At 64.7% G+C, this 13,586-nt stretch carries 11 protein-coding genes; 9 read left to right on the top strand and 2 right to left on the bottom strand.

The features are described 5' to 3' along the window. Positions 1-179: 179 nt before the first annotated feature. The 5 genes from FXN65_RS01900 (at position 180) to betI (FXN65_RS01880) (ending at position 5,015) form a co-directional block, all read left to right on the top strand. Positions 180-1,376, top strand: a complete 1,197-nt coding sequence (locus FXN65_RS01900) for a quaternary amine ABC transporter ATP-binding protein (RefSeq protein WP_151131403.1) — start codon at positions 180-182, stop codon at positions 1,374-1,376. Positions 1,377-1,378: 2 nt separating this feature from the next. Further along, the gene (locus tag FXN65_RS01895) at positions 1,379-2,266 is read left to right on the top strand and encodes an ABC transporter permease (RefSeq protein WP_151131402.1); all 888 of its coding nucleotides are present in this window, start codon (positions 1,379-1,381) and stop codon (positions 2,264-2,266) included. Positions 2,267-2,300: 34 nt separating this feature from the next. Next, a complete protein-coding gene (locus FXN65_RS01890) occupies positions 2,301-3,245 on the top strand; it encodes a choline ABC transporter substrate-binding protein (protein WP_151131401.1) in 945 nt (314 codons plus the stop codon). Between the two features lie 154 nt (positions 3,246-3,399). Beyond that, positions 3,400-4,257 (top strand): glycine betaine ABC transporter substrate-binding protein, encoded by an 858-nt coding sequence (locus FXN65_RS01885; RefSeq protein WP_151131400.1) that lies wholly within the window; start codon positions 3,400-3,402, stop codon positions 4,255-4,257. Positions 4,258-4,421: 164 nt separating this feature from the next. Continuing rightward, positions 4,422-5,015, top strand: a complete 594-nt coding sequence (betI, locus tag FXN65_RS01880; RefSeq protein ID WP_151131399.1) for a transcriptional regulator BetI — start codon at positions 4,422-4,424, stop codon at positions 5,013-5,015. Between the two features lie 106 nt (positions 5,016-5,121). Here betI (FXN65_RS01880) and FXN65_RS01875 read toward each other — a convergent pair whose 3' ends face one another. Beyond that, a complete protein-coding gene (locus FXN65_RS01875; RefSeq protein ID WP_151131398.1) occupies positions 5,122-6,666 on the bottom strand; it encodes a BCCT family transporter in 1,545 nt (514 codons plus the stop codon). 287 nt (positions 6,667-6,953) lie between these two features. On the opposite strand from FXN65_RS01875, the gene betI (FXN65_RS01870) reads away from it, so the two are divergent. From betI (FXN65_RS01870) to betA, 3 genes are all read left to right on the top strand, one after another. Beyond that, the gene (gene betI, locus FXN65_RS01870) at positions 6,954-7,547 is read left to right on the top strand and encodes a transcriptional regulator BetI (RefSeq protein ID WP_044871126.1); all 594 of its coding nucleotides are present in this window, start codon (positions 6,954-6,956) and stop codon (positions 7,545-7,547) included. Between the two features lie 47 nt (positions 7,548-7,594). Beyond that, on the top strand, positions 7,595-9,067 hold the full coding sequence (betB, locus tag FXN65_RS01865) for a betaine-aldehyde dehydrogenase (RefSeq protein WP_151131397.1): 1,473 nt from the start codon (positions 7,595-7,597) through the stop codon (positions 9,065-9,067). A gap of 101 nt (positions 9,068-9,168) precedes the next feature. Further along, positions 9,169-10,857 (top strand): choline dehydrogenase, encoded by a 1,689-nt coding sequence (gene betA / locus FXN65_RS01860; RefSeq protein WP_151131396.1) that lies wholly within the window; start codon positions 9,169-9,171, stop codon positions 10,855-10,857. A 156-nt stretch (positions 10,858-11,013) separates the two neighbouring features. On the opposite strand, the gene torT is transcribed toward betA, so the two are convergent. Next, the gene (gene torT, locus FXN65_RS01855; RefSeq protein ID WP_151131395.1) at positions 11,014-12,045 is read right to left on the bottom strand and encodes a TMAO reductase system periplasmic protein TorT; all 1,032 of its coding nucleotides are present in this window, start codon (positions 12,043-12,045) and stop codon (positions 11,014-11,016) included. 151 nt (positions 12,046-12,196) lie between these two features. On the opposite strand from torT, the gene dbpA reads away from it, so the two are divergent. Continuing rightward, complete coding sequence (gene dbpA / locus FXN65_RS01850; RefSeq protein WP_151131394.1) at positions 12,197-13,576, top strand: ATP-dependent RNA helicase DbpA; 1,380 nt, start codon at positions 12,197-12,199, stop codon at positions 13,574-13,576. Positions 13,577-13,586 lie beyond the last annotated feature (10 nt).

Here is a 13,586-nt window from a genome sequence, read left to right as displayed (position 1 = left end):
CCGAGGTGCTGAACCCGCCCAGGGAATGGGTTTCGTAACACTGCCAGAGGGCTGTCAGGTTCTCGAAACATTGTTATCCACACAGGCAAGACAGTCGGCATCACCAGGCTGGGCGTCGTCGAGCGCCCGTTCTGGCTCCGTGTAGCTGACCTGGATGTCTACTGAAGGGGAAATATCCCATGCAGTCTGGAAAGATCGTGGTTCAAAACCTCTACAAGGTTTTCGGGCAACAACCACAAGAAGCAATCGATCTACTCAAGCAAGGCTGGAGCAAGGAAAAGATCCTGGCCGAACGTGGCGCCGTGATCGGCGTCAGCGATGTGTCCTTCAGCGTCAACGAGGGTGAGATCTTCGTGCTGATGGGCCTGTCGGGTTCGGGCAAGTCGACCCTGATCCGTCTGATCAACCGTCTCATCGAACCCACCGCTGGCGATGTGTTCATCGACGGCCAGAACGTCGCCAAGCTGCCCAAGTCGCAATTGATCGACCTGCGCCGCCGCGACATGAGCATGGTGTTCCAGTCCTTCGCCCTGATGCCGTCGCGCTGCGTGCTGGACAACGCAGCCTTCGGCCTGGAAGTGGCCGGCAAGGGCAAGAAGGAACGCGAGAAGCGCGCCATGGAAGTGCTGGAGCAGGTGGGTCTGGCCAGCTTCGCCCACAAGTATCCCCATGAGCTCTCGGGTGGCATGCAGCAGCGCGTCGGCCTGGCCCGCGCCCTGGCCGTGGACCCGTCGATGATCATCATGGACGAGGCCTTCTCCGCGCTCGACCCGCTCAAGCGCCGCGAAATGCAGGACGTGCTGCTGGACCTGCAGAAGAAGCACAGCCGCACCATCATCTTCGTGTCCCACGACATCGAAGAGGCCATGCGTATCGGTTCGCGCATCGGCATCATGGAAGGCGGCAAGCTGATCCAGGTGGGCACGCCCCAGGAGATCATCGAGAACCCCGCCAACGAATACGTGCGCAACTTCTTCAACACGGTCGACACCAGCCGCTACCTCACCGCCGGCCAGCTCAAATCCGACAGCGTTCCGCTGTTCGTGCACAACGGCAAGGCGCCGGATGCCCAGACGGTCTGCCAGAAGCTGCAGGCCATGGACAAGCACTACGCCTTCATCGTCGACGAGAAGAACAACTTCCGTGGCTCCATCAGCCTGGAAAAGATCGCCCTGCTGGTAGAGGGCGGCCGGACCCTGGATCTGGAGCAGAGCCTGCTCAAGCACATCGATCCGGTACCGGAAGACCTGCCACTCGACAGCGTCATCCAGCGCCTGGTGATAAACGAAGGGCCGATCCCGGTGGTCGACCAGAGTGGCCGCTATAGCGGCGCGATCAGCAAAGGCCGCCTGCTGAGCCGCCTGCGGGGAGAATGACGATGAGCGAGAAACTGGATCTTGGCAGCTGGGTGAATGACGTCGTCCAGCACCTGCTCGAAAACTACAGTGGCGCCTTCGAAAGCGTCGGCAATGTGGTCAGCGGCTTCTCCGAGCTGATCGAGCGCTTCCTGCTCTGGCCGCCGGCCTGGGTAATCATCGCCGTGTTCGTGGGCCTCGGCTTCTGGCGCATCGGCGCCAAGTTCGCGGTCTTCACCGCGGTTTCGCTGATCCTGATCGTGATGACCGGGTTCTGGGAACAGACCGTGGTCACCCTCGGCCTGACCTTCTCCTCGACCCTGATCAGCCTGCTGCTCGGCATTCCGCTGGGCATCTGGGCCGCCAAGAGCGAGCGCGTGGCCTATGTGATCCGTCCGGTGCTGGACTTCATGCAGACCATGCCTGCGTTCGTTTACCTGATCCCGGCGGCGATGCTCTTCGGCCTGGGCCGTGTGCCCGGCATCATCGCCACCGTGATCTTCGCCATGCCTCCGGCGGTGCGCCTGACCGCGCTGGGTATCCGCCAGGTGAACAAGGAAATCGTCGAAGCCGGCCAATCCTTCGGCTGCACCAGTTGGCAGCTGCTATACAAAGTGCAGCTGCCGAACGCCATGCCGTCGATCATGGCCGGCGTGAACCAGACCATCATGATGGCGTTGTCCATGGTGATCATCGCGTCGATGGTCGGCGCCGGTGGCCTGGGTAACGACGTGCTCGCCAGTATCCAGCGCCTGGACATCGGCCTGGGCTTCGAAAGCGGCATGGCAGTGGTACTGCTGGCAATCATTCTCGACCGTATCACCGAAAGCTTCGGCACCCGCCAGACCGCGACTCGTGGTCGCGTTTTCGGTCGACTCGGCGCCAGATTGCAGCGGCAGCAAGCGCACTAAGAACGCTTCACCTTTCAATGTCAGGGAGTCGCTAATGAAAAAAATGAAAAAAGTCGCTGCACTGGGCCTTCTGGCCTGCGCGCTGGCCCAGGGTGCCTGGGCCCAGGAGCCGCAGAGCTGCAAGCAGGTCCGTTTCGCCGAAATCGGCTGGGCCGACATCGCCGCCACCACCGGCGTGGCCATGGTGCTGACCGAGGGATTGGGCTACACCCCGCGCAAGATCATGGCGTCCGTGCCCATCGCCTTCACCGGTGTGAAGAACAAGCAGATCGACGTCTTCCTCGGCTACTGGGCGCCCTCCATGGACGCGGTGATCGAGCCCTTCACCAAGGACAATGGCGTGAAGGTGCTGGCGACCCCGAACCTGGAAGGCGCCAAGTACACCCTGGCGGTTCCCACCTACGCGGCTGAGGCCGGCCTGAAGAGCTTCCAGGACATCGCCAAGTTCAAGGACCAGCTCGGCGGCAAGATCTACGGCATCGAACCGGGCAACGACGGCAACCTGCTGATCGACAAGATGATCAAGGGCGACCAGTTCGGCCTGGGCCAGTTCCGCATGGTCGAGTCTTCCGAAGCCGGCATGCTGGTACAGGTCCAGCGCGCCGTGAAGAAGAAGGAACCGGTGGTGTTCCTCGGCTGGGCACCGCACCCGATGAACACCCAGTTCGACATCACCTACCTGGCCGGTGGCGACGACGTGTTCGGTCCCGACTACGGCGCCGCCAAGGTCTACACCGTGGTGCCGCCGGACTATGAACAGCGTTGCGCCAACGTCGGCAAGCTGCTGAACAATCTGCAGTTCAATGTGCAGATGGAAAGCCAGCTGATGGAGAAGATCCTGGAGAAGGAAGACCCGGTGAAAGTCGCCACCACCTGGCTCAAGGCCAACCCGGCCGTGCTGGACAAGTGGCTCGCCGGCGTCACCACCTTCGATGGCCAGGACGGCGCCGCCGCCGTGAAGAAACACATCGGCCTGTAATACCCCGGGGCTCCTCCCACAGGAGCCCGTTTCCTTGCAATTCGCCAATCGTGGCCCGGCAACGGGCCGCGAAGGGCACTGTCGCGAACCCCGCCTCAGAACGGGTCACCGACCACGTAGTTGGCTGCCAATCCCACCTGATGGAGCAATACGTATGCGCAAGATGAAATCCCTGTACCTCAAGACCCTCGGCGTCGCCGCCCTTGCCCTTGGCATGGGCATGGCCAACGCCGCTGACAAACCGACCCTGAAGATCGGCTTCGTGAACGGCTGGGACGACAGCGTCGCCGCCACCTACGTCGCCGGCGAAATCCTCAAGGAGAAACTCGGTTACGGCGTCGAGCTGAAACCCGTCGAGCCGGCCATCATGTGGCAAGGCGTGGCCCGTGGCGACCTGGACGCCACCCTCTCCGCCTGGCTGCCGGCCACCCACGGCGAGTACTACGCCAAGCTCAAGGACAAGGTGGTGGTGCTGGGCTCGAACTACACCGGCGCCAAGATCGGCCTGATCGTTCCGGATTATGTGAAGGCCAAGTCCATCGATGACCTGAACACCTACAAGGCCGACTTCGACGGCAAGATCACCGGCATCGACGCCGGCGCCGGCGTGATGCGCCGCACCGAAGACGCGATCAAGCAGTACAACCTCGACATCAAGCTGATGCCCAGCTCCGGCCCGGCCATGGCCACCGCCCTGACCCGTGCCGAGAAGGCCCAGAAACCGATCGTGGTGACCGGCTGGATTCCGCACTGGATGTTCGCCAAGTGGAAACTGCGCTTCCTGGAAGACCCGAAAAAGGTCTATGGCGATGACGAGCACGTCGACACCGTGGTCAACCCTGGCCTGGAAGCCAAGGCCGCCGACGCCACCGCATTCCTGAAGAAGTTCTCCTGGAACGGCGAGGAAGTGGGTGCGGTGATGCTGGCCATCCGCGAAGGCGCCAAGCCGGAAGCCGCTGCCAAGGACTGGATCGCCAAGAATCCGCAACGCGTGGCTGAGTGGTTGAAGTAAGCAGCCACCTCGCCCCGGACGCCCCCGCCGGCCACCGCCCGCGGGGGCGTTCTGCTTTTTGTGGGAGCCTCGCCGCCCCGATAAACCCCATCGATTGATCGATCAATCAATTTCCCCCTAGACTGCGCGCTCCCGATTCCCGCACAAAATGGTGGAAATACCCGATGCCCAAGGTCGGAATGCAGCCGATCCGCCGCTCGCAGTTGATCCAGGCCACCCTCGAAGCCGTCGACCAGGTGGGCCTCAGCGATGCCAGCATCGCCTACATCGCCCGTGTTGCCGGGGTCTCCAACGGCATCATCAGCCATTACTTCCAGGACAAGAACGGCCTGCTGGAAGCCACCATGCGCCACTTGATGGCCGCGCTCAGCAGCGCTGTGCGCCAGCGTCGCTCCGCCTTGCACGACGACACCCCGCGCGAGCACCTGCGGGCCATCGTCGCCGGCAACTTCGACGACAGCCAGGTCAGCGGACCGGCAATGAAGACCTGGCTGGCCTTCTGGGCCGCCAGCATGCACCAGCCCTCCCTGCGCCGCCTGCAGCGGATCAACGACCACCGCCTGTATTCCAACCTGTGCTGCGAACTGCGCCGCGCCCTGCCCCAGGACCAGGCCCGCTCCGCTGCCCGTGGCCTGGCCGCGCTGATCGATGGCCTGTGGCTGCGCGGCGCCCTGTCGGGTGATGCCTTCAACGTCGAGCAGGCGCTGCACATCGCCTACGAGTACCTGGATCAGCAGTTGGCCAAGGTGGAGAAGTGATGCCGTCCTGTGGGAGCGAATTCATTCGCGAATGAATTCGCTCCCACAGACCCATAAAAAAGCCCGGTCCAGAGACCGGGCTTTTTCAGTTCAGGCGGTTGGCCGATCAGGCCGCTTCGCCATGCAACTGGACGACTTTCGGGTGCTTCGGCGCATGCTCCATCGCTGCCACATCCTCCTTCATCTGCTTGAGCAGGGCGAACATGTACAGCAGCAGCACCACCGAGAACGGCAGGCCGGCCAGCACCACCACCGTCTGCATCGCGGTGAAGTTACCCGCGAACAGCAGGCCGATGGTCGCCAGGGTCACCACCACGGACCAGAAGATACGCAGCCAGTTGGGCGCGTCTTCGTCCAGGTCGCCTTCCTCGCGGGACAGGTTGGCCAGCATCACCGAGCCGGAGTCGGCCGGGGTGAGGAAGAGCACGAAGCCGACGCAGATCGACAGGCCGATCACCGCCTTCGCCCAGGGGTAATGCTCCAGAAGCAGGTAGATGGACATGGCCGGCTGTTCCAGCGCCGCCTTGCCGAGGTCCGCCGCGTTCTGGTTCATCACCAGGTCGATGGCGCTGTTGCCGAACACCGACAGCCAGGCCAGGGTGAAGCCCAGCGGGATCAGCAGCACGCCGCTGACCAGTTCGCGCACGGTGCGGCCACGGGAGATACGGGCCACGAACATGCCGACGAAGGGCGCCCAGGAAATCCACCAGGCCCAGTAGAACAGGGTCCACAGGCCCATCCACTCTTCGCTCTTGCCGGACTGGCCGGTGTAGACGTAGAGGTCGAAAGTCTTCAGCACCAGGCCGTTGAGGTAGTCGCCCAGGTTCTGCACGAAACCGTTGAGCAGGTGCAGGGTCTGGCCCGCCAGCAGCACGAACACCAGCAGGCCGCTGAACAGGATGATGTTCAGGTTGGACAGGCGGCGGATGCCCTTCTCGATGCCCGACACCGCGGCCAGCGTGGCCACCGCGCTCATCACCAGGATCACCGCCAGCAATGCGCCCTGGCTGTGGGGCAGGCCGAACAGGTATTCCAGGCCGGAAGACACCTGCAGCGAACCGATGCCAAGGTTGGTCACCAGGCCCAGCAGGGTCACGAAGATGCCGAAGCAGTCCACCGCGTTACCCACCGAACCTTTCATCCGGCGTTCGCCGAACAGCGGGTAGAGCGCCGAACGCAGCGCCAGCGGCTTGTTGTGGCGATAGGCGAAGTAGCCCACCGCCAGGCCCACCAATGCGTAGATGGCCCAGCCATGCACACCCCAGTGAAGGAAGGTCAGCTGCAATGCCTGGCGCGCGGCGGACTGGCTGCCCGGCTCGCCTTCCGGCGGGTTGTAGAGGTGGTCGATGGGCTCGGACGCGGCGAAGTACAGCAGCGAAATACCGATACCCGAGGAGAACAGCATCCCGGCCCAGGCGCCGTAGCTGAAGTCCGGACGGCTGTCGTCGGCGCCCAGGCGCAGATTGCCGTAACGGGAAAAGGCGACATAGAGGACGAAGAACAGGTACGCGCCGATCGCCAGCATGTAGTACCAGCCGAAGCTTCGCGACAGCCAGGCCTGGGCCTTGCCGAGCACACTACCGGCGTCTTCCGGGAACGCAATCAAGGCAACCGTGAGAAGCATGATGAGCGCGGTGGATCCGTAGAACACGACCGGATTCAGGCGCACCTTCCCGTGGTTTGTTGTTGTTGGAGCTTTACTCATTTGGAAATTCCAGGGCAGTGAAAGCAGGCGCCTCATGGACGCAACGACAGACCCGCGCCAGCGGCCGGCGACGGGTGGTTTTCGCCGGCAGAAGGCCTGAAATCGGGTGCGGCGAACTGACGCATCCCGTTCCATGGTGCGCATCGTATTCTTTGTTGTTTGAACGATCAATCAAAATAAAGTAGGCTGGATTTCAACCCGTCCGGAATGGTTCCGGAAGAGGAGGAAACCCCATGCCAAAAGTCGGAATGCAGCCCCTGCGGCGCACCCAGCTGATCCACGCCACGCTCGAGGCGGTGGACCAGGTCGGCATGGGCGATGCCAGCATTTCCTACATTGCGCGGCTCGCCGGGGTCTCCAACGGCATCATCAGCCACTACTTCCAGGACAAGAACGGCCTGCTGGAAGCCACCATGCGCTTCCTCATGAACGATCTGCAGGACGCGGTGCGCAAGCGCCGCGAGACCATGCGCGACGACAGCGCGCGTGGCTACATCCGCTCCATCATCGACGGCAACTTCGACGAGACCCAGGTCAACGGCCCGGCCATGAAGACCTGGCTGGCGTTCTGGGCCAGCAGCATGCACCAGCCGTCCCTGCGCCGTTTGCAGCGCATCAACGACCTGCGCCTCTACTCGAACCTCTGCTGGCAGTTCCGCCGCGAGCTCGACGCAAGAAGCGCCCGTGCCGCCGCTCGCGGCCTGGCCGCCCTGATCGACGGCCTCTGGCTGCGCGGCGCGCTGTCCGGCGAAGCCTTCGATACCGAGCAGGCCCGCCGGCTTGCCTACGAATTCCTTGATCAACAACTGGCCAAGCAGGCGGCTTGAACCGCCCGGCAGCCTTGCGAACACAAGACCTAGAGAGGACAACCACCATGGCCCGATTCGAAGAACAGAAGCTCTACATTGGCGGTCGCTACGTCGACGCTACCAGCGGCGCCACCTTCGAGACCGTCAACCCGGCCACTGGTGAAGTCCTGGCCAACGTCCAGCGCGCCAGCAAGGACGACGTCGAGCGTGCCGTCGCCGCTGCCGTCGAAGGCCAGAAGGTCTGGGCCGCGATGACCGCCATGCAGCGCTCGCGCATCCTGCGTCGCGCCGTGGACATCCTCCGTGAGCGCAACGACGAGCTGGCCGCGCTGGAAACCCTGGACACCGGCAAGCCGCTGGCCGAAACCCGCGCCGTGGACATCGTCACCGGTGCTGACGTGATCGAGTACTACGCCGGCCTGATCCCCGCCATCGAAGGCGAGCAGATCCCCCTGCGCGAAACCAGCTTCGTCTACACCCGCCGCGAGCCCCTGGGCGTGGTTGCCGGTATCGGCGCCTGGAACTACCCGGTGCAGATCGCCATGTGGAAATCCGCCCCGGCCCTGGCCGCCGGCAACGCGATGATCTTCAAGCCCAGCGAAGTCACCCCGCTCACCGCCCTGAAACTGGCCGAGATCTACACCGAAGCCGGCGTACCTGACGGCGTGTTCAACGTCCTCACCGGCAGCGGCCGTGAAGTCGGCCAGTGGCTGACCGAACACCCGCTGATCGAGAAGATTTCCTTCACCGGCGGCACCTCCACCGGCAAGAAAGTGATGGCCAGCGCCTCCAGCTCCTCGCTGAAGGAAGTGACCATGGAACTGGGCGGCAAGTCGCCGCTGATCATCTTCGAAGACGCCGATCTCGACCGCGCCGCCGACATTGCCGTGATGGCCAACTTCTTCAGCTCCGGCCAGGTCTGCACCAACGGCACCCGCGTGTTCGTGCCGCGCGCCCTGCAGGCCCGCTTCGAAGACAAGGTGATCGAGCGCGTCAAGCGCATCCGCCTGGGCAACCCGGAAGACGCCAACACCAACTTCGGCCCGCTGACCAGCTTCGCCCACATGGAAAGCGTGCTCGGCTACATCGAAACCGGCCGCAAGGAAGGCGCGCGCCTGCTGATCGGCGGCGAGCGCGTCACCGACGGTGAATACGCCAAAGGCGCCTACGTGGCCGCGACCGTATTCAGCGACTGCACCGACGACATGACCATCGTCCGCGAGGAAATCTTCGGCCCGGTGATGAGCATCCTGGTCTACGACACCGAAGAAGAAGTCATCCGCCGCGCCAACGATACCGAGTACGGCCTGGCCGCCGGCGTCGTCACCCGCGACCTGGCCCGCGCCCACCGCGTGATCCACAAGCTGGAAGCCGGTATCTGCTGGATCAACACCTGGGGCGAGTCCCCCGCTGAAATGCCAGTGGGCGGCTACAAGCAGTCCGGCGTCGGCCGCGAGAACGGCCTGACCACCCTGGCCCACTACACCCGCATCAAATCCGTACAGGTCGAGATGGGCGATTACTACTCGGTGTTCTGACCCGAGCCAGCGCCCAGGCGGCCCGGAGCATACCGGGCCGCACCCGAGAACAAGATGCCGTGCCCCGGGGGCGACCCCGGGTTATCTAGCAGGTAAGTCACATGTCCCAAGAATTCGATTACATCATCGTCGGAGCCGGTTCCGCCGGTAACGTGCTGGCCACCCGCCTGACCGAAGACTCCGATGTCAGCGTCCTGCTGCTGGAAGCCGGCGGCCCGGACTACCGCATGGATTTCCGTACCCAGATGCCCGCCGCCCTCGCCTATCCGCTGCAGGGCCGCCGCTACAACTGGGCCTACGAGACCGATCCCGAGCCGTTCATGAACAACCGCCGCATGGAGTGCGGCCGTGGCAAGGGCCTGGGAGGCTCCTCGCTGATCAACGGCATGTGCTACATCCGCGGCAACGCGCTGGACTTCGACGGCTGGGCCAAGACGCCGGGCCTGGAAGACTGGACCTACCTGGACTGCCTGCCTTACTTCCGCAAGGCGGAAACCCGCGACATCGGTCCGAACGACTTCCACGGCGGCGACGGCCCGGTGAGCGTGACCACGCCCAAGGCCGGCAACAACCCGCTGTTCCACGCCATGGTCGAGGCCGGTGTGCAGGCTGGCTTCCCCCGCACCGAAGACCTCAACGGCTACCAGCAGGAAGGCTTCGGCCCCATGGACCGCACCGTGACCCCGGAAGGCCGCCGTGCCGCCACCGGTCGCGGCTACCTGGACCAGGCACGCAGCCGCCCCAACCTGACCATCGTCACCCACGCCCTGACCGACCGAATCCTGTTCAGCGGCAAGCGGGCCACGGGTGTTGCCTACCTGCAGGGCAACAACGACAACCCCATCACCGTCCGTGCCCGTCGCGAAGTCCTGGTGTGCAGCGGCGCCATCGCCTCGCCGCAACTGCTGCAGCGCTCCGGCGTAGGCCCGGCGGCCCTGCTGCGCGACCTCGACGTGCCGGTCGTGCACGACCTGCCGGGCGTAGGCGCCAACCTGCAGGACCACCTGGAGCTGTACCTGCAGTACGCCTGCAAGGAGCCGGTGTCGCTGTTCCCCGCCCTGCAATGGTGGAACCAGCCGGCCATCGGTGCCGAGTGGCTGTTCCTCGGCACCGGGCTCGGCGCCAGCAACCAGTTCGAGGCCGGCGGCTTCATCCGCACCCGCGAGCAGTTCGAGTGGCCGAACATCCAGTTCCACTTCCTGCCGGTGGCGATCAACTACAACGGCAGCAACGCGGTGAAGGAACACGGCTTCCAGGCCCACATGGGCTCCATGCGTTCGCCGAGCCGTGGCCGTATCCACCTGAAGTCCAAGGACCCGCGCAAGCATCCGAGCATCCTGTTCAACTACATGTCCCACGAACAGGACTGGCAGGAATTCCGCGACGGCATCCGCATCACCCGCGAAATCATGGGCCAGCCGGCGCTGGACCCATACCGCGGCCGCGAGCTGAGCCCAGGCGCGAACCTCAAGTCCGACGCCGAACTGGACGAGTTCATCCGCACCCACGCGGAAACCGCCTTCCACCCGTCCTGCTCCTGCAAGATGGGCACCGACGACATGGCGGTGGTGGACGGCCAGGGCCGCGTGCACGGCATGGAAGGCCTGCGGGTGGTGGACGCGTCGATCATGCCGGAGATCATCACCGGCAACCTCAACGCGACCACCATCATGATCGCCGAGAAAATCGCCGATAAGATCCGCAACCGCAAACCGCTGCCGCGCAGCACCGCCAGCTACTACGTGGCCGGCGACAAGCCGGTGCGTGGCGAGCCGCTGCGCAAGCTGTAAGGCTTCCGGCTATAAGGAAAGGCCCCTGGTGCATTGCACCAGGGGCCTTTTCATTTTCGTGCCACTGCCACCCGTTGTGGGAGCGAATTCATTCGCGAAACTGCCTGCGGTTGGGCATCGAGCCAGCCGATTCCGTGTGCACCAGCGTTGACATCCCTACTCCGGCAGTTCCTGCCGGATCATCCAGTGCCCGCTGGGCGGCATCAGGTGGCTGATGTCGAAGCGTTTGAGGTTGCCCTTGTCGATCACTTCGATTCGCGGGCTGACCCGCTGCGGCGAAGGTTTGCCTTCCAGCGCGCGTATCGCCAGGTCCACGGCCACCCGCGCCTGGATCACCGGCGCATCCGTTGGCGAGGCGAGGACGGTGCCATCGGCGATGGCTTCCAGCACCCGCTCGGTGGCATAGAGCGAAACCACCTGGGCCTTGTAGCGGCTGCCACGGGCACGCACCAACTGGCCAGCGAAGGCCGCCGCTTCGGCATTGCCGAGGATGTAATCCAGCTCCGGTTCGCGGGCCAGCAACTGGCGCACCAGCACCGCCTGGGTGGAACGGTCCACCGGGCCGTAGCCGCCGTTGAGCACCGCCACCTTGCTGCTCGTATCCATCTCGGCCATGCCACGCTCGGCGTCGGCCACCCAGCCGGCGTCCTTGGGTCCCGGCAGCCAGCCCACGCGCACCGTTCGCCCCTTGCTGTGTTCGATGATGTAGGCCATGGCGGCCTTGGCCATGTCGGCGAAGTCCACCTGGCTGCGGGCGGTGATTCCGGGGCAGTCGATGCGGTTGATCAGGTCGACCACCGGCACCTTGTCGCGGTGCAGCAGGGCGATCTCGTCGCACAGCCCCTTGGCGCTGATGGCGGCGATCACATAGGCATCGGCGGCCAACTGGCCGCAACGGGTGAGTTGCGCACGCTGCATATCGGGATACTGGTAACCGCCGGCTTCGTAGACGCCCAGCTGCACGCCCTGGCGCTGTGCCTCCTCGTCCAGTCCCCAGGCCACGCCCCACCAGTAGCGGTCCATGCCGTGGGGCAGCAGGGCGCAGATGCGCCAGGGCTTGCTCGCCCCGGTCAGCGGTTGGTAGCTGGCCCCGCGGCCATCCACCTCGACCTGCAACGGAAACCACTCCGCCGCGACGCAGGAGGTCGCGCTCAGCCAGCTCAACAGCAGGGCACAGAGGGTCCGCATGGGGACATTCCTTCCATGGCAGGAACAGTGGGACATGGATAGTGGCAAGCCTAGCAGCCGGGCGCCAGCACTCCTTGGTCCAGACGAGTGACGGGGGTGGCGCGCCGCGGCCTGCTAAACTGCGCGCCATTTCGACTTGCAGGCTCCTCCCGTGACCACCACCGCCTTTACTTCCCTGCCCCTCTCCGCAGCCACCCTGGCCAACCTGGAGACCCTGGGCTACCGCGACATGACGCCGATCCAGGCCCAGGCCCTGCCGCTGATCCTCAAGGGCCGGGACCTGATCGCCCAGGCCAAGACCGGCAGCGGCAAGACCGCAGCCTTCGGTATCGGCCTGCTGGAACCGCTCAATCCGCGCTACTTCGGCTGCCAGGCACTGGTGCTCTGCCCCACCCGTGAACTGGCCGATCAGGTGGCCAAGGAAATCCGCCGCCTGGCCCGTGGCCACGGCAACATCAAGGTGCTGACCCTCTGCGGCGGCGTGCCCTTTGGCCCGCAAGTGGGCTCGCTGGAACACGGCGCCCACGTCATCGTCGGCACCCCCGGACGGGTGCAGGAGCACCTGCGCAAGGCCACCCTGGTCCTCGACGGCCTCAATACCCTGGTGCTGGACGAAGCCGACCGCATGCTCGACATGGGCTTCTACGACAGCATCGCCGACATCATCGGCCAGCTCCCGGCACGCCGGCAGACCCTGCTGTTCTCCGCCACCTACCCGGCCGGTATCGCGCAACTGGCCAGGACTTTCATGCGCGAGCCGCAGCAGGTGAAGGTGGAAGCGCTGCACGACGACAGCCAGATCGAGCAGCGCTTCTACGAGATCGACCCGCGCCAGCGCATGGACGCCGTGCTGCGCCTGCTGCAGAGCACGCGCCCGCAGTCCTGCGTCGCTTTCTGCCACACCCGCCAGCAGTGCCAGGAACTGGAAGCCCACCTGCGCGACAACGGCATCTCTGCGCAGTCGCTGCATGGGGACCTGGAACAACGTGAGCGCGACCAGGTGCTGACCCTGTTCGCCAACCAGAGCTGCAGTGTGCTGGTGGCCACCGACGTCGCCGCCCGCGGCCTGGACATCGCCGGCCTGGAGGCGGTGATCAACGTCGAACTGTCCCGTGACCCCGAGGTGCATATCCACCGCGTCGGCCGCAGTGGTCGGGCTGGCGAGAAGGGCATGGCCCTGAGCCTGGTGGCGCCGGCCGAGGCCAACCGCGCGCAAGCCATCGAGGACCTGCAGCAGGCGCCGTTGAACTGGCAGCGGATCGACGAGCTGGTGGTGAAAAACCGCGAGCCGCTGCTGCCGCCCATGGCCACCCTGTGCATCAACGGCGGTCGCAAGGAGAAGCTGCGCCCCGGTGACATCGTCGGCGCCCTCACCGGCGAAGCCGGGATTCCGGGCAGCCAGGTGGGCAAGATCGCCATCTTCGACTTCCAGGCCTTCGTCGCCGTGGAACGCGGCATCGCCAAGCAGGCGCTCAAGCGCCTCAGCGAAGGGAAGATCAAGGGGCGTAGCTACAAGGTCCGCATCCTCTGATGGGGTTTGG

Source organism: Pseudomonas lalkuanensis, assembly GCF_008807375.1.
In the GTDB taxonomy this organism is placed as follows: Bacteria; Pseudomonadota; Gammaproteobacteria; order Pseudomonadales; family Pseudomonadaceae; genus Metapseudomonas; species Metapseudomonas lalkuanensis.
This window is presented reverse-complemented; position numbering and strand designations above follow the sequence as displayed.